Source organism: Paenibacillus mucilaginosus 3016 (genome assembly GCF_000250655.1).
Taxonomy (GTDB): Bacteria; Bacillota; Bacilli; order Paenibacillales; family NBRC-103111; genus Paenibacillus_G; species Paenibacillus_G mucilaginosus.
Map to the genome: position 1 here is coordinate 4,433,618 of NC_016935.1, position 22,967 is coordinate 4,456,584.

Genomic DNA, 22,967 nt, shown 5'->3' on the forward strand with positions numbered 1-22,967 from the left:
CTTGCCGGCTAGCCTTTGATGGAACCGACCATAGCGCCCTGAACGAAGAACTTTTGAATAAAAGGATATACCAGCAGGATCGGCACCGTAGCTACCATGATCGTCGCGAACTTGACCGATTCCCCGATCATGGCCCTTTCGTCGGCAGCCGCACCGGTCAGCACCGAATCCGTCTGGTTCATGATGACGATATCCCTCAGCAGCAGCTGGATCGGATGCATCGATTTGTCGCTGAGATAGAGCATCGCAGGGAAAAAGCTGTTCCACTGCCCCACCGCATAAAAGAGGCCGATCGTCACCAGGGAAGGCAGCGATAACGGGAGAATCATGCGCAGCAGAATCTGCATATGGCTGCAGCCGTCGATGCGCGCGGCTTCCTCCAGCTCTTGCGGGATCGCCTCGAAGAAGGTCCGCTGAATGAACACATAGAACGAAGAGACCGCGCCGGGGATAATGATCGCCCAGATGGTATTGCGCATGCCCATCGCGTTCACGATCAGGAAGGTCGGCACGATGCCCCCGGCGAAGATCATGGGCAGCAGGATCACTCCGGTGAAGAACTTCCGTCCCAGCATGCTTTTCCGCGACAGCGGATAGGCCGCGCACACCGTAAGGAGCACGCTGACGAGCGTTCCGGTCACCGTGTAGACGACCGTGTTCCAGTAGGACCTGCCGATCATGGGGAATTCGAATACAAGCTTGTAGGCATCCAGGTTGAAGCCCTTCGGAATAATCCCGACCTTCCCCTGCTGAATGAACAGCTGATCGCTGAAGGAAGCGGCCAGAATGTAGAGGAAGGGATACAAGGTAAGGATGACCACAAGCGTCATAAACAGTGCATTGAGACGTTGAATACGATACGGGAAGCGGTTAAACGTTGATAAGGCATCTCCTGCGCCCCTCCTCACCACATACTGGAATCTGCATATTTCCTGGCCAAACGGTTGGCCGCCACAATCAGAATCAGTCCGATGACCGACTGGAACAGGCCTACGGCGCTGGAGAAGCTGTAGCTTGCTTCAATGACACCCTTGCGGTAAACGTAGGTGTTGATCACATCCGCCGTTTCGTAGGTTGAAGGATTATAGAGCAGCAGAATCACTTCATAGCCGATATCCAGCATATGTCCGATCTTCAGAAGCAGCATAATGATGATCGTGGGAAGAATGCCGGGCAGCGTAATATTCAGCATCTGCTTCCAGCGGTTCGCTCCGTCGACCATGGCCGCTTCGTACAATTCGCCATTGATTCCGGTTAAGGCGGCAAAGTAAAGGATCGCGGACCAGCCCATCGTTTTCCAGATATCCAGCACAGTGTAGATGCCCCAGAAATACTCGGGCTTCTGCAGGAAGGCGATCCGCTCTCCGCCGAACGAGGCCAAGAGGTTGTTCACGAAGCCGATGCTCGGTGACAGGAACGTCACCGCCATACTCGCCATAATGACCGTCGAGACAAAATGCGGCAGATAGCTGATGGTCTGCACACTGCGCTTGAGAATCTTGGAGCGCACCTCATTCATCAATAATGCGAAGAGAATCGGCATCGGGAAGACGAACACAAGATTCAATAGGTTGATCATCAAGGTATTGCGAAGCAGCCGCCAGAAATAAATGGAATCGAAAAACTGCAGAAAATGCTTCAACCCAACCCATGGACTGTCGGCGATTCCCTTGAACATGTTGAAATCAATGAAGGACAGCACGACCGAACCGATAATGGGCATATACCTGAAGATCAAGTAATAAATCAGGACCGGTAAAAAGATCAGGTATAAATGATATTCATTCATCAGCCGTTTGCCTAATCGGGTTAAGGCTTTGCGGTTTCTGGCTCCTCTCGCGGCCGTATTCACCGGAACCGGTCGCGGCGTTCCGTCTCGGGCATTCATTAGCGTCTTCCTCCCCTTTATCCCATGTGTGTTGGTGATATCTTGATCATGCGGGAATCAGGGCGGTATGTATATCGCTGAATCGTTCGTTCGATCCTCTTTCCTTCAGAAGGAGCACTGCGGGTGGGATTTTTCGTATCGTTCGAATGTACGATCAATCATTAAAATTAACGTTTTGGCTGCAAATGCGCCGGTTTCATGCGGGTTTTCTAGTGCACAAAAACCGGACAAGCGGGCAAGCCTTGTCCGGTTCTTAGGAGGACTTCATCTGCCGGTACTGTCCCGGAGTGATCCCCTCGTACTTCTTAAACACCTTGATAAACGTATTCACGTTAAGGATCCCCACGGCTTCGGAGACCGCGGCCACCGTCCAATCGGTTTCCGAGAGATATTCCTTGGCCTTCGCGATTCGGACACCGTGTACATAGTCGACGAAATTCATACCGGCGATTTCCTTGAATTTACTGCTCAGATACGTCGGAGACATGTCCAGGCTCTCGGCCAATTGGCTTAAGGACAGCTCCGATTGGTAGTGCTTTTCCACGTAGGTTCTCACTTTGTGCAGCAGCTTCTCGGATTGACTTTCCTTTTTGACGTGAATGTAATTTGAGATGTCCCTGAAGAGGCGGACGGTGAAGTCCCTCTTCCCCTGCAGCGTCTCCTGCCCGGTCAGTTCCCGGTACAGATCATATCCCTGCCCGAAGATGTCTTCCGGCGCAGCCTGAATGTCGTAGATCGTCCGGACAGCGGTGCCTGCAAGGGCATAGAACAAGTGATCGACCAGCTCGGGCTCGGTCTGCATGCTCTGCCTGTTCTGTTCCAGGACCTCATTCAAGCGCTGCTGCAGCTCTTCCATCCTGCCGATTTTCGTCAGGTTCATGATCTGCTTCTCCACATCCATGGAGTAAAGGACCGTGCTGCCGGACGCCGGAGATACCTCATCGACGAAAATAATGCTGCCTTGGCCCTTGACACTCTTGTAGCGCAGCGCCCTTAATGCATCCAAATAAGAAAAGGAGACGGATTCCGGACCGCTGCATACCCGTCCGATGCCTACCGTGAATTTGCGGGCATAGTGTTCTTCAAAGTGAGCGGCGGTCAGCTTAACAAAGTCGTAGACGATCTCGGGCGATGGATTCTCCTCATCGAGGTTGAAGACCGCCACCACCTTGTCGCTGCGCTTGCGCACATAGTGAATCGTCACGCCGGTTCCGCCGAAGCTTTGCGCGAGCGAATCCAACAGGACCAGAATGTTCGTTCCCTCGGCATTGACTTGATCATCCAGCCCGAAATCAACGGTTTCGAAGACCGCGATCTGAAACAGCGAATAAGGGAGGTTCAGGTTGATGGCAGGGGCAGTCTCCTCCACAGCGGAAGCCGTAACTCTTCCCTCCAGCAGATCGGTCAGGAACTTCTCCCTGAGCACCGGCTGGTTCTTCTCGAATGTATCCTTCAAGCCCCGGTTCTCGTCATACACATAGTTGATCATCCGATTAATAAATCCGAGTTCATCCAGTTTACCGCCGCCAAGACGCGATGAGGCCCCAACCCCGGCTGCGTTCAAGTACTGGATGATCTGATTGATCGGAGCATAGAGGCGGCCGGCCAGCAAATACGAGACGACCAGTCCGCTTAGCAGGCAGATCACCGCGGCGAGCAGCGTAGTATTTTGGATGCGGTCGGATTTCTCCATAATGGCCCGCACGGGAATAAGGCTGATATAGGTCCATTCATTCACATGCGACGATACATAGACGACAAGATGCTCCGTCCCGTCGATCGTTTGGCGGAAATTCCCCTCTCCACGGCCCATGTCCCGGATTTTCTGCATCAAAGCGGACTGGTCGCTTTCCTTCGGCTGCCGGGTAAGTGCGCCGCTTTCATGACTGAGTACGATATTCCCCCGGCCATCCGCAATATAGGTAAACTGCGGCCGGTCCTGGTTCCCATGGTTAATGCGGGCGGCAAATTCGTCGGCATCCAACGTCACATAGAGAACGCCCTTCTTTGTCTTCTCTTCCGGCGGTGCAGGCCGGGCGAATACAATCACCGGCTTCCGGTCGGAGCCGGTCTGGATGATCTGCCGTCCCAATGAGATTAAACGGAAGTCCGCCTTATCGTCACCGCTCTCGGGAAGCGGCTCGACAGGATATACCTGCTCGTAGAAAAACCGGCTGCTGTATTTCGATTCATTGCTGACGACAACGGGAAACCGGTAAAAGTGAAGCCACAAGCTTTGGATCAGGGGATTGTGCAGCTTCACGCTGTTCAAATACTTCATCACATCCGTAAACACCAGAATGCTGGACATGTCGCCGCTGTCCGGCATATATAACGCTCTGCGGAGAATCGGCTGCACCGAGATCTGCCTGGTTACATTGTCGAGCGCCTCGATCTCTTTATCGATATTGTCTCTTGCCTGCTCGATATACGTCTCGTTCGACTCTACGACTTCGTTGATGAGCAGCGTGGAAGAAGTATAATAAGAACCAAAACCGACGGTCAAAATACACCCGACGATCAGCACGATGAAGAACAGCTGCATGCGCACAAACACACTGCGATGCCGAAAGATCGCAAAACTCTGCTTCAGCATTCCCTTCCTCCACATCCATATGTAAACGCATACAAGTCATTTTACCATAAGTGGAAAACGAAAACAGCCCCAAACGGGGCTGTGCATAGGGGATCGGCCTATATCTGGACAGTGTGGCGGCATCCAGGGAGGCAGCTGGTTGGGATTCACTTGATAGCGTCGCTCCGGGTTGATGATAGCTTGAACAGCAGGCGGTTCAGGTCCACCACCAGCTGTGCGGGATCGCTGCACCCGTTGAGCAGGGCTTCCCTGATCCGCATGCCGGCCTGCTCCTGGAAGGCGATATATCCGTCGAAGCGCGGCCGGACATACCCCAGATCCAGCGTGCGAAGCGTGTCCCTGAAGAACTGATGGGTAAGCTCATTCGCTCCTGCATCCGTCCAGGCACTGCGGTGCCCCGGCTGCCCGCCGCTGTTCACATAGGTCGTACGCTGAAACTCGCCGCCGGCTGCGAGCTGAGCATACTCTATCGCCGGCAGGATATGCTTGCAGCGGCTCGAGACCGCGATCCCCACCCCGCCGATCATGCTCCCGCCGGGTTGTCCCGAGTCCGACGGAATATCGGCGTACCGAAGAAGGCGGGAAGCAAAGCCGTGTCTTGCGTAATTCGAGTAGCCGTAGATCAGCGGAACATAAGCAATCTCATCCGTTGCGGCCATCCGGTCCGACATGCCGATGGGATCCATCGAGAAGGAACGCTCGTGCAGATACGGTACGAGCTCCTGCAGCTGGGCGATCGCCGCCGCGCCGGTCTCCGGGTGCAGCTCGGCTCCCTCCTTCCAGAAGCCGCCTCCCGACAGCTGGGCGCTGAGCGTGACGAAGCTCGCGAAGGCATGCACCGGCAGGAGGGGAAGCCCCAGCTTATGCTCCTTCGGCAGCTCCTTGGCCAGGCGGCGAACCTCCTCCCAGGTCACGGGCACCCTGCAGCCATGCCGCTCCAGCAGATCCGCCCGGTATGCACTGACCTGTGCCGCCGCATCCGCGGCCAGCGCCCACTGCTTCCCGTTCCAGGAATAGCTGTCGTGGCTCGGACCCACGCTGTTACGCCGCTGATCCTCCAGGTATTCCTCGGGGATCCAATCATTCAGGGGCACGAGAACGTCATGCCCCACCGCTGCACCGATATGAGGGTGATCGATCATGATCAGGTCATACGTCTCGGCTAACCGCTCGAGAGGATACGCCTCGAAGTCATGCAGCGATCTGGCATCCCAGGTGATCTCCATCTCGGGATACCGCTTCTTGAATGCCTCCGAGGCCGCCTGCAGCGGCAGCACGCCTCTCGGATGGTTCCAGGTCATTCCACGCAGATGAATCATGCTCCCGTTCCCCTCTCGATTTCCTCCAGATCAACCGGACGATTCTCTTCCATCGAACGGTAAGCGGCGAATACCATCTGCAGCGTCTGCAGATTGTCGCGGACACTGTTCTCCGGCTCCCGCTCCTCCTCGACCGCCCGCATCAGCTCTCCCATCGTGCCCATGAAGGCATGCGGGAACCATCGTCCCTCCAGCTCCGGATGGAACCACTTGGGGCCAAGAGCCTTCGCACAGTAACTCATCGTGTCCTCCCGGCCGTGCGGATAGTTGTACAGCGCGCCGTTGGTTCCTTTGATGATGCCCTCCGTCCCCTCAAAGCGGAACGTGGCATACCAGTCCTCAGGATCGGCCCAGTTGTTATGGTTATCGTGAATGAGGGCCCGGCCCTCCCCCGCAAATTTGATATGAATCCAGCGTCCGCGTCTCTCCCAGGCTGGTCTGCCCGGGATAACGGGCGCCGTCCGCATACACATATTCCGGCTTGCCGAACAGGAAACGGATGGAGTCCAGGTAATGAATGCTGTGATACAGCACCTCCAGCCGGGGAATCTTCGTAATCCAGGGCCAAGACTCCCAATCCGTCTTGACATTGACCTGGATGGAGGCCTGCAGGGGAACTCCAAGCCATCCCTGATCCATGATGGCCCTGCTGGCACGGATCCCGGGAGACCACCGCATTTGCTGATTCACGGCAGCCCGGATCCCGGCCTGCTCGCATAGGGTGGCTATGCTCTCCGCGTCACGGTAATCCTCGCTCAGCGGCTTCTGGCACAGCAGGTGCTTGCCGGCGGCGGACGCTTCCTTCACTACCTGAAGCTGGTGCTTCGCCGGTACCGCGATATCTACGATGCTCACCGCCTCATCGTCCAGCAGCTCGGAGAGCGTGGAATATACCTTCGGGATCTCATACTGCTGCGCAAGCGCGCCTGCTTTGGTCCCATCGATGTCGTAGATTCCGACTACACGGAACCCCGCCATCCGGTAGGCCGGCAGGTGGCAGGACGCCACGATCTCCCCCGCCCCTACGATGGCGATTCCCATCGAACGGTCCTGCGGAAGCTTGGGCTTGTAGTCGAGCTGGGGCTCCCTCATGCCGATGCCCCCTGCCGCTTCACCATCAGCAGGTGCTCACACACCAGCACCGTCTCTCCGCGCTGGTTGGTCACCTCACACAGCTCGGTAACGAACCCGTAGTCCGGACGCTTCGGATGTTCGCGCTTTTCCTTCCAGGTCACGCGGACCCGGATGGTATCCCCGATGAATACGGGCTTGATAAACCGCAGCCGATCATATCCGTAGGAGAATGCCTCGGGATTCACCACTCCTGCGGTCATCCCTACCGCAACACTGAAGATCAAGGTCCCATGCGCGATCCGCTGCCCGAAATCCTGTGTCCGGCACCATTCGGCATCCATATGATGCGGATAAAAATCGCCCGTTTGTCCCGCATGCATCACAATATCCGTCTCCGTGATCGTTCTTCCCATGGTCTCTCTGACGGTGCCAATCTCATATTCCTCGAAGTATACCGACCGAAACATCCTCTGACTCCCCCGCTCTCATCCGTATTGAAACTTCCTCCATGCCCTGCTTTCCTGCCGCTTCCCTACGTTCTAATCCCATAGAATCGTGCCGCCGTCCCGCCCAGCACGGCTTCCTGTTCCTCAGCGGTTCTTCCGCGCAGAGCGATCCCCGTCTGCTCCCATACCTTGGCATAGTCCCCCGCCAGCAGGGAGACCGGCCAATCGCTCCCGAACATCAAGCGGTCCGCGCCGAACTGCTCGAAGGCATAATCGACATAAGGCTGCAGATCCGCAGCCGACCAATGCTCCCAGTCCGCGGCGGTGTTCAGCCCCGAAATCTTGGCATAGACCTGGGGGTACTGCGCTGCCTGCGCCAGCTGCGATGCCCACGGCTCCATCCCTTTGTCCTTGATGGGGGGCTTCGCCAAGTGATCGATCACCATCCGCAGCTCAGGAATACGCTCGGCAAGATACGGGATGTGCTTCAAATGGTTGGGGAATACCGCTACGACGTCGAAGGGAAGTCCGTAGGAAGCCAGCACCCGCAGCCCCTCGACAACCTCCTTGCGGATCACCCAGTCCGGATCCGGCTCGTCATGAATCAGATGGCGTACTCCCTTGAACAGCGGATGGCCCGAGAACCGCTCCAGCCTTCTCCCCGCTTCGAGCGGGTCATCCAGCTTCACCCAGCCGACCACTCCTCCGATCCAGTCATGCTTCGCCCCCAGACCGAGCATATACTCCGTATCTTCGTGAGAATTGGCCGCCTGCACAAGCACGGTCTTCTCCACGCCGGCCGCCTTCAACAAAGGCGCGAGCTCCTCCGGCTCATAGGTCCGGTATAAGGGTCCATGAGAAGGATTCAGCCAGGGGTATTCCTGCTTCTCCAAATTCCAGAAATGCTGGTGAGCATCGATTCTCACAGGTTCTACACTCCCTTCCCAATAAGCTGAAACTCTTGAAGAAGCACTTCATTATGCTCTCCGATTCTAGGCGAGCCTGCGGTAGAAACCAGCCGCTCGCCGTCGATCCGGATCGGGCATCTCGTTGTTACCATCGATGCCCCGTTCGACCTTGTGACCTCTTGGGTCATCTGCAGCACCCGGAACGCCTCATGCCCCGTCAAGCGATCCCAGGTCAGCACGTCCGCACACCAGTAGTCCGCCGCTTCCAGCCGCTCCAGCCAATAGGCAGTAGATTTCGTCACAAGGTGTTCCTTCAGCACCTGCTTAATGGCGTCCCGCTCCGTGAACCAGGACTTGGGGTCGGTATAGGCCGCTAGTGCATCGCAGGCAAGCAGCTCTCCCAGCTTCGTAACGGATCCCATGGCCAGCGCGATATACCCGTCGAGGGTTTCGTAGATCCCATAGGGGGCTCCGAGGTAAGCATGCGCATTGCGGACGGAGCTGCGTACCGGGGCCTGGCCGCCGTCATTCAGGTAGGTGCTGAGCACCTCGAATTGAAAATCGAGTACGGATTCAAGTAGGCTGGCTTCTACCAAGCCGCCTTCCCCGGTGATGCCGCGCCGTACGAGACAAGCCAAGATGCCCTGAACCAGATGGGCGCCGGCCATCATATCGGCAATCGCTAGACCGAAGGGCACCGGACCCTGGCCTTCGTGCCGCTCAGCCAGGTCAGTCCGGACAAGGACTGCACAAGCAGATCCTGTCCCGGCTTATCCTTCCAGGGCCCGCTCGGGCCATAGCCGCTGATCTGACCGTAGACGAGCCTCGGGTTCAGCGCTTTGACCGCCTGGTAACCCAGCCCAATTTTCTCCATCACGCCCGGACGAAAGTTCTGTATGAGCACATCCGCACGTTTGACGAGTTCAACGACAGCGGCCAGTTCGGAGGGATCCTTCAGGTTCACGGCGAAGCTTTCTTTGTTCCGGTTGATCGAATGAAATAACGTGCTGTCCCCGTCGAGCTCCAGGTTCGAAATATACAGCCTCCGGCACAGGTCTCCCCCGTCGGGTCGTTCAATCTTGATAACGCGCGCTCCCAGATCAGCCAGCCGCAGCGCCGCGGACGGCCCGGACAGAAACTGGCTGAAATCGAGTACAAGCAAGCCTTGAAGCGGTTTCATAACGGATCCCTGCTTTCCCTTGTAATCCCGAAGTGTCGGTATTCTGGTAGTACCACTTTCGCAAAATAAAAACCTGCCTTACAACAGGGCTAAACGGCGCCCTTCCCCAACGGAGCTCCGGTGTGATATGATGAGTTCACATTGGTTCTCTGGTAGTACCACGATTTCAGGTTACCACCGATTCCGTGCTAATTCAATCCTTTTTTTGGAGGTTCAACCGATACCATGGTGCAATGGGAAAGTGTCAAACGGGTCACCGTCACGGAACAGATCATGGAGCAAATCGCTCATTTCATAACCGAAGGGCAGCTGAAGGCGGGTGATAAGCTGCCGAACGAACGGGAGCTTGCCGCCACGCTTGGCGTAACCCGCGGCCGTGTCCGTGAGGCGCTGCGCGCCTTGTCGCTGATCGGCCTGATCACAATCAAGGCCGGTGAGGGCAGCTTCGTCAACAACCAGGAGGTCCCGATCCCCGAGGATACGATTGTCTGGATGTTCCATAACGAAATCCATAACCTCGAGGAAGTATACGCCGCCCGCAAGCTGATTGAGACGGAGATTTACAGCACCGCCGCGGGTAAGCTGGCCCCTCCCCACCTGGAACAGCTGGCCCTTCTTTTGCAGCGTATCCGGGATCTGCAGGAGCCGTCGGCTTCCGCTGTGCTGCAGCTGCTCGACGAATTCGACCTGCTCATCGGCGAGCACTGCGGGAATGCGATTTATTTTAAACTGATGCAGACGATCGTTCACCTGCGGAGAGAAACCAGCACACACATTCTCCAGGTGCCCGGGGCCGTAGAGAGCAGCATTGAGTCCCGGTCCGCCCTGCTGACTGCACTCGAAAGCGGAGACAGCACGAAGGTCAGAACCACGGCGAACGAGTTCTTCAAGACGTCCCAGGCGTTCTACGAGTCCTTGGTGAAGGGGGAGCTCCGTCCTTCCCGGTCTTTGAAGGACCGTCCGACAACGTAACAACCCTTTTGCGTCGTTTCACAGCTTGTCCGTTAACGTAATGGAGGCCGCCGGACGTGCCGGCAGCCTTCTTATGCTGATGCTCAGGCGTATGCTGTTTAGGACTTTACTTCAAACTCGAGCGGTTCTCCTAAGTGTTCAGGAATTCCGTTTTCCAAGACCGCTGTAGGTATGCTCTCCATCCCGTTATTACTCCTTGGAGCAGTCAGCTTTCTTCTGTTGGTTAAATCAAACATCCCCCAACACTCCCCATCCACAATAAGGGCTGTCTTGGCAGAGTCATTAGACCAAATCATATGCACCTGTTTGCATTCATGAATGGAAGGGGAAATTTGATTGTAGATCCAGAGCGCATCCGAGATCCCCATCAGTTCTCCTTCTGGTGACAAGGTACAAAAGTACAGGTAACCGGTCTCCCCATTATCTTCAAACACGCACAGCCATTTCCCATCAGGGGAAACCGCATCTATGACAAAGCTCATCTCCGGATTGCTCAAAGTGTACCGCCTCCCATATTTACATCCACGAACCGGCTTACGTTTGCCTCTGCCGTGTCAGTTGAACGGCCAAGATGGCCGCGCCGGTAACCGTTAAGCCAATGATTTGCAATGGCGTCAGGCTCCTGCTGAAAAAAACAATATCTAATAAGACGACTTCCAATAACATAAGGTTGTTGATTAAATTGCTCTTATAAGCACTCAAATGCTTTTGTGTCCAAGCCCACAAGGAAAAAGCAAGAGCCCCATTCACGGATCCAAGCCAGAGTAAAATAAGAATCAGTTTCCCCGTGATGACGGGAACCCCTTCGGTGATGAGACCGATGAGTATCATGCCTAACGCACCGATGAACATGGGGATCGTAACTAGGTCCGCCGACCGGACCTTTTTTGTATGCAGCAAATATCTTGTCATCGTTAGATGGGCGGCATACCCGATCGAAGAGATCATCATCAATCCGATACCGTACACACTGCTCTCTTCGAAATCCCAGGGATAATAATACAGCAAAGTCCCTGCCATCGCTGCGGCAATGCCGGCGAGAATGGTCAAGCTTCGAATTTCCCGCAGCCATAGTAGATCCATCAGAACGACAAAGAAGGTATTGCCGATGCTGAGCAGCAAACTGGATTGTGTGGGCGTCAAAAGCGACTGGCCCCCATATTGCAGCCCTTGGGCAACTAAAAATCCAAGGATACCCAGCACCAAGCAGCTGAGGAAAGGAATCTTAGGGGCATGAACTTCTCGGTCTTTGCCCCATTTGTAATTCAAGGCTTGCAGTATCCACAGCGTCAGCACTGCCGTCAGGTACCGTAAGCCGGACAGCATAAAAGGTCCGATCCCGTCCATGAAAGCGAATTTGTTAATAATATAAGAGGTAGACCAAAGAACCGTAACCAAAACAGCAGCCGTGACGACCCATAAACTCCGCATTCTACCTCCTTTCATCCCTCCCTGCCCAGAGTAAATCTAAAATAATTTAACCTAAGATATAAAGAGTGTATGTAGACCGGAGGAGCCGCTTTGTATAATTTTAGAATTACAGCGTTTTGAATATATCATAAGCGGTCTCTTAGAGAAGCCCGTTGCTGAAGGGGATACATACAGTGGATAGCGGCACCCATTTTTATTGCTGCAGGTGCAGCAAAGTAGAACCCAAAGAAGATGCATTAAACCTCTTTTCGACAGGGCACCGAATCATCGAAGGCCAAAAATACTCCGTCGGTTATTGCGTTACCAGTGAATTTCTTCTTCATGCTTATTCCATGTTGGAGGAGGACGAGGAAGACTGAGTGCCGGCCGTCTTCTACCAGACTTATTCCATTGTAACTATGATTACCAATTAAATCCATTCATTTATTAAAAAATGAAATCAGATAAGCTGCCGGGATATTACAGGCAGTTATTGGTTATCTTATCTGATGACATCAAGTCTCAGGAGAAGGATACCCTATGCCGCATCAGAGGTTCCAGCCAGGGAACATAAAACCACGTTATGCCAAAGGGCATATCTCCGTATTTGGGATCAATTCCGTATATCCGCGCACGCCTTGGATTGCCGCTTGGTGGTCGGCTGCTTTTCCAGGGTTTGGGCACATGTTTATAGGAAAGTACCTGCATGGTTTTGTTCTGATCATCTGGGAGCTTGTGGTCAACACCCAGTCCAATCTCAACGTGGGGATTGCCTTATCCTTTCTCGGCAGATTCGAGGAGGCCAAGGCTCAAATAAATCAGGATTGGGCTCTGCTGTACGTGGCCGTATATGTATACAGTATCTGGGACAGTTACCGCTGCGCGGTGGAGATCAAAAAAAGTCACGTTCTGTCCGAAGTGGAAGATGCGCCTATTGCACCTTCGGATGTCAGCTTCTTTGATGTCATTATTCTTGACAAGAAGAATCCCTGGGCAGGCATGCTCTGGTCCCTCTTCACCCCTGGTTTGGGGCAATTATATGGGGGAAGTACGATTGTCGGCACCTTTGTTTTGGCCTGGTGGATCTTTGTTTGCTATAAGGCCGCGGCCGTTCGGGCCTGGCTCCATTCGTTCCTTGGGGATTTCAGCGGCGTACATGCCATGGTGGATTGGAAATGGTTCCTCTTTTTGCCCTCCATGTACACCTTTGCAGTATATCAGGCCTATGCATCGGTAAATGAAAGCAATACGTTATTCGATATCGAGCAAGTACGACACCTAAGAGTGAGGGCTGAGAACTTGGGACACCTAACCACCAACAGCAACAATACCATACAACTCATCGCCACATTCGAGTTTTCGCCTTTTGTAGAGATGGTGATCCATGATTTTGAGAAGCTCGGCGTGCCTTCGCAGAATATTGTTGCCCTGCCTTTGGAAAACCTGGAGACGCAAATCCATGTTATTGATTCCATTCATCGGGTCGATGGCAGAAGCATTCTGGACGGAGCCATGATGGGCGGAACGATTTTTGCGGTTCTGGGAGCGATCTATGGACTCGTCTGGCGCTGGGGACCGGTTATTTGGGGGCTGCTTGGCCTAGCGGGCGGTTTCGTATTGGGATTACTCGTTGAACTGGCGGTGAACAAAAAGCGGATGACACTGTTTGCAGGCCGAAAAAGTGAGGTGATGGTGCAGGTAAGCTGTCATGCCTCCCTGAAGGACCATTTGATTAAAGTGCTCAAAATGCGGAAAGCCCTCGGGTATGCAATTAAACCTCAATGATTCATTTATTAATGGAACAGGCCGCCGATCACACCGGTGACCTGTTTTTTGTTAATAGTCCATCTCCTCAAAATAGAAGCGGCCCCCCTCGATAGTTACAAGGGGACCGCTGTTGAAGCTAAAGAACCAAAACCTTCCATTCCCTAAGACTCCAGAGAATCCAGCAGCGTCGCAATCTCGGAATTCAGGTTCAGCGTATTAAGAATGATTTGGAGAGCCTCAGCCCGGGTAGAGCTGCTCTTCGGCTCAAATCTGCCGGGTCCTTTTCCTTGAATGATGCCTGCTTCGGCAGCAGCCTGGATGGTATCCTTGGCATAGGATTCCCCTGCGTCTTGGAACGTTCCTGTTGCCTCGTTCTTGTTTAGCTGATTCATATTGATAAGTCTGGACATAATCACCACAATCTCTTCACGGGAGATAGTCCGGTCCGGCTGGAACGTCCCATCCCCATAGCCTCCGATCACACCGGCTGCCGCAAACTGCTTAATCGCTTCATTTTCATTGGCCCAATGGCCGCCGATATCCTGAAGAGCCACTTGCTTGTCGCCGCTGACTTGAAAGAGGCGTGAGAGGATGGAGACGAATTCCGCACGGGAGATGGTTTGATCCGGCTTCGCCGTTCCATCCTCATATCCTTGGATCACGTTAAGCTGGACGAAGAGATCGAAGGTCTTTTGTGCCCAGTGTCCCTTTGTATCCGATACTTTTGCAGGAGCCGCGGCTTTCTTGGCTTCCTCCACCTTCGCCAATACGTTCTCTTTCACGTTGTTGTCGGATTTCACTACGCTGCTATTGAAGATCCCGGCGTGTCCGGGCTTAGATGGTGCAGGTGTGGGATCCGGCACAGATGGGTTTGGTGCAGGTGTAGTTGTAGTTGTAGGTGTAGTTGTAGGTGTAGTTGTAGATGTAGATATGCCTCCACCTCCGCCGGAAGCTTTCCGTGCGGCCTTGAGGACTGTCAGCGTGAACGGCTTCGTCTCCTGAGCTTGGCCTTTCTGTACCGTTGCGGTCAAGACCACTGCCGCATTGCCCGAACTGTAACTCGGGCGTACCACGGTGCCTGTATCCGAGATCACGCTCGTCTTATCAGAGGACCAAGTGATCGTAGTGCCGTTCAGGCCTGTGGCGGGCAGCGTAACGTTACCCGTCACGGAATCCGTCTGGTCGTTGGGCTGCAAGCCTACTAGCAATGCCGCTTTGTCAATGGCCACTGCGGCTGCATCGGACATTAGTACGGTGAGGTCGAAGGTCTTCTCCAGTGTCACTGCACCCTTGGAGATGGTTGCTGTCACTTGGACCGTCTCCGTCGTATCGCCACGGGTCACTGTACCACTTGCGTCTACCCGGTCCGCGTTCGTGCTGGTCCAGGTAACAGCCGTGTCATGAAGTCCGTTCAGAGGCAAAATCACATTCTGCGTTACGGAGCCGGCTGAATCACCAGGAAGATAACCGACCGACAACGCTTCTTTGGCCAAGGTTACCGCATCGGCATCGGAAAGTGAATCACCGCTGCCGCCCGATCCCCCGCCGGATTCGGTGTTGCTGCCAGATCCTCCGTTGGAGCCTTCCGAAGGGGACTGAGCAGCCTCCAGAACAGTCAGCGTGAACGGCTTCGTGTCCTGAGCTTGGCCTTTCTGTACCGTTGCGGTCAAGACCACTGCCGCATTGCCCGTACCGTAACTCGGGCGTACCACGGTGCCCGTATTCGAGATCACGCTCGTCTTATCCGAGGACCAAGTGATCGCAGTGCCGTTCAGGCCTGTGGCGGACAGCGTAACGTCACCCGTCACGGAATCCGTCTGGTCGTTGGGCTGCAAGCCTACAAGCAATGCCGCTTTGTCTGCGGCCACTGCCGCAGCATCGGACATCAGTACGGTGAGGTCGAAGGTCTTCTCCAGTGTCACTGCACCCTTGGAGATGGTTGCTGTCACTTGGACCGTCTCCGTCGTATCACCGCGGGTCACTGTACCACTTGCGTCTACCCGGTCCGCGTTCGTGCTGGTCCAGGTAACAGCCGTGTCATGAAGTGCGTTCACTGGCAAAATCACATTCCGGGTTACGGCGCCGGCCGAATCACCAGGAAGATAACCGACCGACAACGCTTCTCTTGCCTCCGCTACCGCCTGGGCGTCACTCAGCGTCTGTTCAAGGACGGTCAACGTGAACATTTTAGTGTCCGTAACATGTCCTTTAGTAATCGCAGCAGTTAGGTCTACGGAGGCATTTCCTTGTCCGACAGCAGGACGCTGCACGGTTCCTGCCTCAGAGATCACCGAAGGATCGCTGGAGCTCCACAATATCGTCGACCCATTCTCTCCCGTTGGAGGCAGAGTGACATTGCTTTGTACGCCGGCAGCCGACTCGTTCACCGCGTAACCGATGGCGAGTCCACTTGTGTCTTCTGCTACCGCTTCATCATCTGGGAGGAATACGGAGACATTGGCATCCGTCAGCGAGAAGACACCCGCGTCTTGATTTGTGGTGATGATGCTTCCGTTAGCGGATTTCATCGTCACCGTTGTAAACACAATGGAGGTACTGACTGCAGGGGCATCACTTTTTACATCCATAATCAAGTCCAACACGACCTCATCCGAGCCGGCTTGTATTGGATGGTCCGGGTCGTCCGCCTTGATATTCAAATCCATGGTATACGTGCCGTCCCCATTGTCAACTACGATAGGGGCATCCAGGGTGGCATTGCCCGATAGATTAGGACCAACGGAATAATAGCTGGGATCTGTATACTGCCACCCCCCGTTCAGCATGGGTACCGTATAATTAGATGTGTCGAACACATCGCCGTCATACGTTAATTGGATGTGCAGCTCTTCCGCATCGGCATCGGATGGGAGTCCGAGCTGGTCTCCCCGGATGCTGATGGATGCGATATCCCCCCGTTTATACACCAGCACATCATAAGTATTGACCTTCAATCCGATGGAGTTCCCGGAGGCCAGTACAGTGGGCGCTCCCCCTCCGAGCGGGGACAGCACCAAGGCTGCCGCAAGCAGGGCGTTCATGAAGCGTCGGGTGAAGCGAATACGATACATTGGGTTTCCTCCCGTGTCCATCTTGTTGTAGATCGAAAGGGCTGCTCTTCACAAGCAGCCTCTCTCGGTCTTCCTTCAATGCTTTAAGGCGTATGAGAAGATAAGTAGATATACGTTAGCGGGTGAAGGTCCCACTCCCCGTTCAGCTGAAACACGGTAGAGCCGGTCCTGACCCCGTGTTTACGAATCATGGTTCCAATGGTCGGAAGCGGTTGTGTGTTATTGGAGGAAGGCCTCCAATTCTTGTCGCCGATCACGTCGACAACCTGGCCATCCTTAATGAGCTCGAAGGCACAAATGACATATCCGTCGTTCCCGTTTGTAGTCATTTTGAAAATGCCATGGAACCCTTGAACCGGCGCGATATCCATCAGATCATAGAAGGTATAATTGATTACGATCCCAAGTCTTCCTTGATAAATTTGCTGTACGTTGACATAAGGAGTCGAATTGATATCGTCGTTCATCATGACTTCCATCTGCTGCGTATTCAGATTGTACCGGTACCCTACTACCGTGTAATTGATTTGGCTCTCCGAATGGTTGAAGAACTCCAGTGCAATCCTTCCCTCAGGTCCACGGGTATACTCCGCAAAGTAAACACCCGCCCCCTGCTGCTCCTGTACCACAACCTCGATGAACGCGCCTGTCCCGTCTTCGGCAATCACCCAGTACCCATAAGTTCCGAGTCCTGCCGGAACCACTTTAAACATCTTTCCATTCAGCACTTGCGGTATGTCCGGGGTCATGGCACCTTTCGTCTGGTTGTACAGGGTAAGGCTGTTTTGCGTCGGGAAGAGAGCTGACAGGTCATACGAAACATCCGAGACCCCGTGCTTGGTCAGTATCTGTTTGTTATCCACAACCCGGACGGCCAAAACGTCGATCGTCGCATTCGTGACTCCGCCGCGCCCATCATGGGCCGTCACTGTTACCGTAGTTCTGCCATGTCCGGCTCCCGGAGAGAGAGTCAGCGTGCTGCCATTGATCGAGGCTCCAATCAGATTTCCATCTGCCGCGGTGGCGGTATAGGTCATCGCATCGTTATCCGGATCGGTGAACAAATGAGCAATGGAGAACTGATTGGCCGGCACTCCGGTGCCGATCAGCTGCAGCGGGACAGTCCCTGCAACCACAGGCGATTCATTCGAAGCAACGTTTGCCGTGAACGGTGGTCTGCGCCGTGTTGCCCGCAGGGTCGTGGGCCGTCACGGTGATGACCGCTTGACCGTCTGCCACGCCCGTTACGATGAGCTGGCTGCCGTTAACAGAGACGGAAGCGATGGCTGCATCGGAGGTGACAGCTTCGTAAGTGAGCATATCCCCAATCCCCATCGCTGAACACGGGCAGCAGATTCAGTGTTACATCGCGGGTCGGCTTCAATGACTGGCTGCTGACAGGCGCCGCTACCGTCGGCGCCTGATTAGGCCGGACGGTGACATCAAAGGACCGGGTCACCGAACCGCCATGCCCATCCACTGCGGTGACGGTCACGCTGGCCGTACCCACAGCCACTGGGGAGAGGGTCAGCCGGCTGCCGTTCATGGATACGGCTGCTGCAGACGCATTGGACGAAACGGCTGTGATCGTCAGCGGATCCCCATCCGGATCGGTGAAGACGCCGGTCAAATCGACCGCTGCATCCCCGCTGAATAGCGTGATCGTCTGGTCCTGAATCGGCGCGGCCTGCGGAGCCCGGTTGATCCGGATGGTGAACGTGTCGCTTTGCTGTCCGCCACGGCCGTCCTTGGCGATGACCCGAATCTCGGCTGTCCCGCCGGCCACAGGGTGAATCGTGAGCTGCCCCTGACTCAGTGCAGCCGTCGCCACATTCGGCGACAGCGACTCTACGGTCAGCGTAAGGGCGTCTTGGTCTTGGTCGCCAAACAGCGTGCTCACATCCAGCTGCAGGTCACTGTCTCCCCACGTCATAACCTTGTCTTCCAGGGCGTTCAGCACCTGCGGAGCCCGGTTGATATCGACGGCAAAGGTCCGGCTCAAGCTTCCTCCCCGGCCGTCCTTTGCCGTGACCGTCACCGAGGTCGAGCCCGCGGCCACCGGCGTAAGGTGAACCTTCTTATCCGTAACCGATACGCTGGCCAGACCCGGATCGGCCGATACCGCTTCCATCGTCCAGGAGTCCCCGTCCGGGTCCGTGAACAGGCCGCTGAAGTCTACCGTTTGGCTCCCCTCCCCTAGCGTGATCGTTTGGCCCGTCAGCGAGCCTGCCGCTTCCGGCTTGCGGTTTACCTTCACCGTAAAGCTGCCGCTGACCGTGCCCCCCCGGCCGTCGTCTGCCGTCACCGTTACGCTTGTGCTTCCGGAGGATACCGGTACGGCCGTCAGCTGCGTACCGGACACCGATACCGTGGCAATGCCGGTGTCGACGGAAGCTGCAGTCAAGATCAGGGCATCCCCGTTGGCATCCGTAAAGCTCCCCGACAAGTCTATGATCTCCGCAGTCCCATTCTCTTGAAGCATAAGATCGGCGATCGGCTGCCCGAGTGCCGGCGCCTCATTCACCCGAATGAGGAAGGCGTCGGTGATCGATCCGCCAAAGCCGTCCTCTGCTGTAATGGTGACGGTCGTCGACCCGCCGGCGAGCGGTGTAATCTGCACCTGCTTGCCGGTGAGGCTCACGGCGGCAATGCCCGGATCTGCAGCTACAGCCTGCAGGGTCAGAGAATCGCCATTGCTATCGCTGAACACGGAAGTAAGGTCCACCGTTACAGGACCGGCACCGATCATGACGTCCTGATCCGCAGCAGGGTTTGCCAACTGCGGAGCCCGGTTCGTACGCACCGTGAAGGTTTGGTAGGCTTGTCCGCCTTTGCCGTCCTTTGCCGTTACCGTGACAGGGGTTTGTCCGTCCGTTAACGACGTGATCTGCAGCTCAGAACCGCTGACCGTAACCACAGCGACCTGCTGATCCTGGGAGGAGGCCTCGAATGTCAGCGTATCTCCGTCCAAATCGCCAAAGGCATTTGAAAGCTCCAGTTTGCCGACGGTTCCCATCGTCACCACTTGTTCTGCAATGGCTGCGTCAGCGTCTGGCGCCCGGTTGGTTCTGACCGTGATGACTTTGCTCACGGACCCGCCCTTACCGTCCTGCACTGTAACCGTAATGGAAGCGGAGCCAGGCCCCGCCGGCGTCAAGATGAGTTCACTGCCGGATACGGCCGCCGTGGCCACCTCCGGATGATCCGAAGCTGTAACCTCATATGTAAGCGCATCGAGGTCCGGGTCGTTGAAGTACGTGCTCAGGTTCACCAGCGTATTCCCCGCATTCAGGGTGACGTACTGCTCTGGAACATCGGCGGCCACAGGATGCTGATTGACCGTAACGATGAAATCATCGGCAGCCTTGTTGTTATACTTGTCGAATGCCTGAACTCTGACCGTTATTTTCCCTTTCAACCGCGGTTCCACCGTGAGTATGTTCCCGGTGACCGTTGCCGTGACGATTTCCGGTGCAGAAGCGGTCTTAACGAGCTGCGCTTTGTAGGAAGTTATGTTGTTGTCAGCATCGGTGAATACCTGGGAAAGATCGATATCTTTGGTCGAGCCCATGGTAATCGTCAAATCGCTGATCGGGTTTGCGACCTTCGGCGAGCTTCCCGTAGAGGAGCCTCCGCCGGAGGAGCTGGTGGAAGACGTTGGAGCTGAAGTGCTCTGTACTCCGCTCACCGCCCCAATCTGGGATTGGACCTGGGAATAGTTCGTAACGACACTGCCCGGTGTCACCCCCGCCGGAAGCGTCAAGCTCTGCACTTGCGTTTGAGAACCCAGTGTAACCTTGGATGCGGACGGAGCCAGGTTAAGCTGGTTGACCGTCCCCATGGTTCCCAATGTTACCGGAGCGGCCGTATCAATGGTCACTTTGCCGATGCTGGCACTCCCCGTAATGGTAGTAGCTGCATTCACCTGCAGAGCGTCAACTTTGCCCTGCAGCTCCACGTTCTGCGCGCCATCCTTCAGCGTGACCTGATCGATATTCGCTTCCGCGCTTCCCACAAGCGCGGCGTTCGAAGTAACATTCACCTCTTGGACGAAAGCCTGGCCGAGGATCTCGACCCGTACCTCTTCTTTATTCACATCCACGGTGGTTAACGCGGAATCCTTAAAGACAACGGTATTCGTATCGCCGCCGTTGACCAGCGTCTTCCCTTTTACATCGATGCTTTCGCTGTAAAAGTCCTGCTGCAGCTCACGGCTGATCTCCAAATCGCCTGTAATGGTCAGATCCTTCAGTGAGATATAGTCTGCGGCCACCTTAAGCGCCCCATCAATCACGCCCTGCTGACCATGCAGCAGCAGATTGCCGCTGAACTCTTCTCCGCCGGGGAGCGCGGCTTTACCGCTGCTGCGCAGCTCGAGGTAAGTAATCCTGCTGATCTGGCCGTCCGCCTCCTCGAAGCGAATCTTGGCCCCTTTCAGGACCAGGCTGTTCCGGGGGTGCAGAATGCTCTGCACCTGTTCGGACGCCGTGTACTTCCGCCCGCCGATATACACCGCGTCACTGGAGATGCGCTGGACTGTATGGGGAGCCATCTGAAGGAAGCGCCCGGCCACCATAGCAACGGCTTGGCGGTCCGCTTCATCCAGCGGACGGAAGCGGCCGTCATCCCCGCCTTCAATCAGTCCAAGATCCGCAGCCTTGGCTACGGCCTTCTTGGCATACTCTGCAATGGCTTCGGCGTCCTTGAATGTAACAGAAGCCGCGGCTCCCGCAGGTGTGGCTTCCCCAATTGAAGCTTCAAAAATAACCGCCATGTCCTGGCGGGTCAGAGGCTGAGCACCGCCGAAACGGCCTTCGCGGATCCCGCTGACCAGCCCGGCTTTCACGGCAGCCTCAATATAGGGATAAGCGTAATGCTCTACCGGAATATCCGTGAAGGTTGGAGCCGAAGGCGGATTGGAGATATCCAATCCAAGCGCGCGGGCCAGGACGATGATGAAATCCTGCCGTGTCATTCGGCCCGCGGGGATGAACCGGCCTTCTCCAACGCCCTCAACGATGCCCGCTTCTACGAGCTGCTCAATCGTGCCTTTTGCATAAGAATGTTCAATATCTGTAAAGGCCCCCTGCAAGGGGCTTGCCTGAACTGGAGAAACGAGAGTGCTGAGAAGTGCTGCAGTGGTCAGCACCTTGATTGCCTGATGTCTATACATGAGATGCACGTTCCTTCCTTCTACGTTTCTCAAAAAGTTTAAAATAGTCACATTCCATTAATGTCGGTTTATGTCGAGGGATACATTAGAAAAATTTTTCAAGAGAATAATGAGACCGATTACAGCTGGATCAAAACAAAAGACACACCGGTTCGGTGTGCCTGGTCACTTACGAAATCATTTTCTTATGGCAATTGAAATAAAATCCGGCTTCCGTCCGGGAACCGCTCGAGCTGATTGCCGATCCATGAGCCTGCCCCCCTATTATCCGCGAAGGGCACATACTCTACATCCGCACCGGTGCCGCCCTCGGCACACATCGCCATAGGCCACTCATCCCGGTCGTAGCCCTTTTTCGTCGGAATGCCTTTCAGCGATTCTTTGCGGTTCTCCTCCGCCCCCTCCCGGTCAATCGTACACACAGCCGATTCCCCTTCGGCTATAGCCTCCCGGATATGCTTCAGCGTCTCGGGATACCGGTCCGCCGGCAGAATCAGCGTATAGTCTACGCCGTCTGGCTGCTGTGTATCCTGTTCTCCAAGAACTTGAAATACAACAATAGCAAGGATGAGAAAAAATATCATCTGAACGATCAAGCGCACCTTCTTCATTCGTGACTTTCGGCTCCCTCCTGTTACTATGTGGTCATCTCTACGCGGTCATAGTGGAACGTTAATCATCGATTCCATCCATTGAAATGCCTGAGCATCTGGATGAAGTCACGAAGCTCTTCATCTTTCCAGTTCGAGAGTCGTTCATAATAAACGGATTCTTTCTCCTGAAGGGCCTCCATTACCTTTTGTTGACCATCCTCGGTAAGTGACAGCACCACTCCCCTTCCATCCTTAGGCGATGCTTCTCTGTTCACATACCCCAGGGACTCCAGCTGTTTGACAAGTCGGCTTACCGAACTGCGATCCATCGCAGTGGATTCCGCTAATGCGGCGGCATTCGTTGGTCCATAGGAATACAGCCAGCGAACGATATGGAAGGCCGCAGGTTGAATGGCGGGGTCGAATTTCGCTGCAGCTCTGACGTTCAAGGCATGGACAGCACTGATGAGAGCATTCAGCTGCTCCCCCAATTGAAGCTGGAGTCTCTCCCTCGATTCCGTTCCCGGTTGGTTATCCATTCGCAATCCCCTTTCTTAGAATCCATTACTC

18 protein-coding genes and 1 pseudogene are annotated in these 22,967 nt (G+C 55.1%); 2 read left to right on the forward strand and 17 right to left on the reverse strand.

Features of this window, described 5'->3' with window-relative positions; all coding sequences use genetic code 11:
• Positions 1–8 precede the first annotated feature (8 nt).
• The 9 genes and pseudogenes from PM3016_RS19080 to PM3016_RS41445 form a co-directional block, all read right to left on the reverse strand.
• A complete protein-coding gene (locus tag PM3016_RS19080; protein WP_051044980.1) occupies positions 9–830 on the reverse strand; it encodes a carbohydrate ABC transporter permease in 822 nt (273 codons plus the stop codon).
• Between the two features lie 74 nt (positions 831–904).
• Positions 905–1,888 (reverse strand): ABC transporter permease, encoded by a 984-nt coding sequence (locus PM3016_RS19085; protein ID WP_014370578.1) that lies wholly within the window; start codon positions 1,886–1,888, stop codon positions 905–907.
• A 253-nt stretch (positions 1,889–2,141) separates the two neighbouring features.
• Positions 2,142–4,484, reverse strand: coding sequence for a helix-turn-helix domain-containing protein (locus PM3016_RS19090; protein ID WP_014370579.1), 2,343 nt, complete (start codon positions 4,482–4,484; stop codon positions 2,142–2,144).
• Positions 4,485–4,630: 146 nt separating this feature from the next.
• Positions 4,631–5,803 (reverse strand): ABC transporter substrate-binding protein, encoded by a 1,173-nt coding sequence (locus tag PM3016_RS19095; RefSeq protein ID WP_014370580.1) that lies wholly within the window; start codon positions 5,801–5,803, stop codon positions 4,631–4,633.
• Positions 5,800–6,270, reverse strand: a complete 471-nt coding sequence (locus PM3016_RS39880) for a Gfo/Idh/MocA family oxidoreductase (protein WP_238540659.1) — start codon at positions 6,268–6,270, stop codon at positions 5,800–5,802. Before PM3016_RS39880 ends, PM3016_RS19095 begins: the two co-directional genes overlap by 4 nt.
• The gene (locus tag PM3016_RS19100) at positions 6,167–6,895 is read right to left on the reverse strand and encodes a Gfo/Idh/MocA family protein (RefSeq protein WP_238540243.1); all 729 of its coding nucleotides are present in this window, start codon (positions 6,893–6,895) and stop codon (positions 6,167–6,169) included. The genes PM3016_RS39880 and PM3016_RS19100 overlap by 104 nt, the downstream gene beginning before the upstream one ends.
• Positions 6,892–7,344, reverse strand: a complete 453-nt coding sequence (locus tag PM3016_RS19105; protein ID WP_014370581.1) for a MaoC/PaaZ C-terminal domain-containing protein — start codon at positions 7,342–7,344, stop codon at positions 6,892–6,894. Before PM3016_RS19105 ends, PM3016_RS19100 begins: the two co-directional genes overlap by 4 nt.
• Positions 7,345–7,409: 65 nt before the next feature.
• Entirely contained in the window at positions 7,410–8,249 is an 840-nt protein-coding gene (locus PM3016_RS19110; RefSeq protein WP_014370582.1) for an amidohydrolase family protein, read from the reverse strand.
• A 5-nt stretch (positions 8,250–8,254) separates the two neighbouring features.
• Positions 8,255–9,411 (reverse strand): annotated as a pseudogene (locus tag PM3016_RS41445) (CaiB/BaiF CoA transferase family protein).
• Between the two features lie 225 nt (positions 9,412–9,636).
• On the opposite strand from PM3016_RS41445, the gene PM3016_RS19120 reads away from it, so the two are divergent.
• On the forward strand, positions 9,637–10,383 hold the full coding sequence (locus PM3016_RS19120; protein WP_013918139.1) for a FadR/GntR family transcriptional regulator: 747 nt from the start codon (positions 9,637–9,639) through the stop codon (positions 10,381–10,383).
• A 98-nt stretch (positions 10,384–10,481) separates the two neighbouring features.
• On the opposite strand, the gene PM3016_RS19125 is transcribed toward PM3016_RS19120, so the two are convergent.
• Positions 10,482–10,880 (reverse strand): DUF2251 domain-containing protein, encoded by a 399-nt coding sequence (locus PM3016_RS19125; RefSeq protein ID WP_013918140.1) that lies wholly within the window; start codon positions 10,878–10,880, stop codon positions 10,482–10,484.
• A 37-nt stretch (positions 10,881–10,917) separates the two neighbouring features.
• Positions 10,918–11,814 carry a DMT family transporter gene (locus PM3016_RS19130; RefSeq protein WP_014370583.1) on the reverse strand — a complete coding sequence of 299 codons (897 nt, stop codon included), beginning with the start codon at positions 11,812–11,814 and terminating at the stop codon, positions 10,918–10,920.
• A gap of 519 nt (positions 11,815–12,333) precedes the next feature.
• On the opposite strand from PM3016_RS19130, the gene PM3016_RS19135 reads away from it, so the two are divergent.
• On the forward strand, positions 12,334–13,578 hold the full coding sequence (locus PM3016_RS19135; RefSeq protein ID WP_013918143.1) for a hypothetical protein: 1,245 nt from the start codon (positions 12,334–12,336) through the stop codon (positions 13,576–13,578).
• 143 nt (positions 13,579–13,721) lie between these two features.
• On the opposite strand, the gene PM3016_RS36785 is transcribed toward PM3016_RS19135, so the two are convergent.
• The 6 genes from PM3016_RS36785 to PM3016_RS19165 form a co-directional block, all read right to left on the reverse strand.
• Entirely contained in the window at positions 13,722–16,631 is a 2,910-nt protein-coding gene (locus tag PM3016_RS36785; protein ID WP_014370584.1) for an S-layer homology domain-containing protein, read from the reverse strand.
• Between the two features lie 83 nt (positions 16,632–16,714).
• Positions 16,715–17,767: an Ig-like domain-containing protein gene (locus PM3016_RS19150; RefSeq protein ID WP_014370585.1), complete on the reverse strand. Its 1,053-nt coding sequence runs from the start codon at positions 17,765–17,767 to the stop codon at positions 16,715–16,717.
• Between the two features lie 7 nt (positions 17,768–17,774).
• Positions 17,775–17,951: a hypothetical protein gene (locus PM3016_RS38745; protein ID WP_014370586.1), complete on the reverse strand. Its 177-nt coding sequence runs from the start codon at positions 17,949–17,951 to the stop codon at positions 17,775–17,777.
• Positions 17,896–21,804: an Ig-like domain-containing protein gene (locus PM3016_RS19155; RefSeq protein WP_014370587.1), complete on the reverse strand. Its 3,909-nt coding sequence runs from the start codon at positions 21,802–21,804 to the stop codon at positions 17,896–17,898. The genes PM3016_RS38745 and PM3016_RS19155 overlap by 56 nt, the downstream gene beginning before the upstream one ends.
• A gap of 185 nt (positions 21,805–21,989) precedes the next feature.
• The gene (locus PM3016_RS19160) at positions 21,990–22,415 is read right to left on the reverse strand and encodes a NucA/NucB deoxyribonuclease domain-containing protein (RefSeq protein ID WP_041619176.1); all 426 of its coding nucleotides are present in this window, start codon (positions 22,413–22,415) and stop codon (positions 21,990–21,992) included.
• A 65-nt stretch (positions 22,416–22,480) separates the two neighbouring features.
• On the reverse strand, positions 22,481–22,936 hold the full coding sequence (locus PM3016_RS19165; RefSeq protein ID WP_014370589.1) for a MarR family winged helix-turn-helix transcriptional regulator: 456 nt from the start codon (positions 22,934–22,936) through the stop codon (positions 22,481–22,483).
• Positions 22,937–22,967 lie beyond the last annotated feature (31 nt).

Coding starts and splice junctions, on each gene's coding strand:
- PM3016_RS19135 (WP_013918143.1), top strand. CDS start 12,334: ATGCCGCATCAGAGGTTCCAGCCAGGGAACATAAAACCACGTTATGCC.
- PM3016_RS19120 (WP_013918139.1), top strand. CDS start 9,637: ATGGTGCAATGGGAAAGTGTCAAACGGGTCACCGTCACGGAACAGATC.
- PM3016_RS19160 (WP_041619176.1), bottom strand. CDS start 22,415: ATGAAGAAGGTGCGCTTGATCGTTCAGATGATATTTTTTCTCATCCTT.
- PM3016_RS36785 (WP_014370584.1), bottom strand. CDS start 16,631: ATGTATCGTATTCGCTTCACCCGACGCTTCATGAACGCCCTGCTTGCG.
- PM3016_RS19085 (WP_014370578.1), bottom strand. CDS start 1,888: ATGAATGCCCGAGACGGAACGCCGCGACCGGTTCCGGTGAATACGGCC.
- PM3016_RS19080 (WP_051044980.1), bottom strand. CDS start 830: ATGACGCTTGTGGTCATCCTTACCTTGTATCCCTTCCTCTACATTCTG.
- PM3016_RS19130 (WP_014370583.1), bottom strand. CDS start 11,814: ATGCGGAGTTTATGGGTCGTCACGGCTGCTGTTTTGGTTACGGTTCTT.
- PM3016_RS19165 (WP_014370589.1), bottom strand. CDS start 22,936: ATGGATAACCAACCGGGAACGGAATCGAGGGAGAGACTCCAGCTTCAA.
- PM3016_RS19090 (WP_014370579.1), bottom strand. CDS start 4,484: ATGCTGAAGCAGAGTTTTGCGATCTTTCGGCATCGCAGTGTGTTTGTG.
- PM3016_RS19100 (WP_238540243.1), bottom strand. CDS start 6,895: ATGAGGGAGCCCCAGCTCGACTACAAGCCCAAGCTTCCGCAGGACCGT.
- PM3016_RS19155 (WP_014370587.1), bottom strand. CDS start 21,804: ATGTATAGACATCAGGCAATCAAGGTGCTGACCACTGCAGCACTTCTC.
- PM3016_RS38745 (WP_014370586.1), bottom strand. CDS start 17,951: ATGCTCACTTACGAAGCTGTCACCTCCGATGCAGCCATCGCTTCCGTC.
- PM3016_RS39880 (WP_238540659.1), bottom strand. CDS start 6,270: ATGCGGACGGCGCCCGTTATCCCGGGCAGACCAGCCTGGGAGAGACGC.
- PM3016_RS19105 (WP_014370581.1), bottom strand. CDS start 7,344: ATGTTTCGGTCGGTATACTTCGAGGAATATGAGATTGGCACCGTCAGA.
- PM3016_RS19095 (WP_014370580.1), bottom strand. CDS start 5,803: ATGATTCATCTGCGTGGAATGACCTGGAACCATCCGAGAGGCGTGCTG.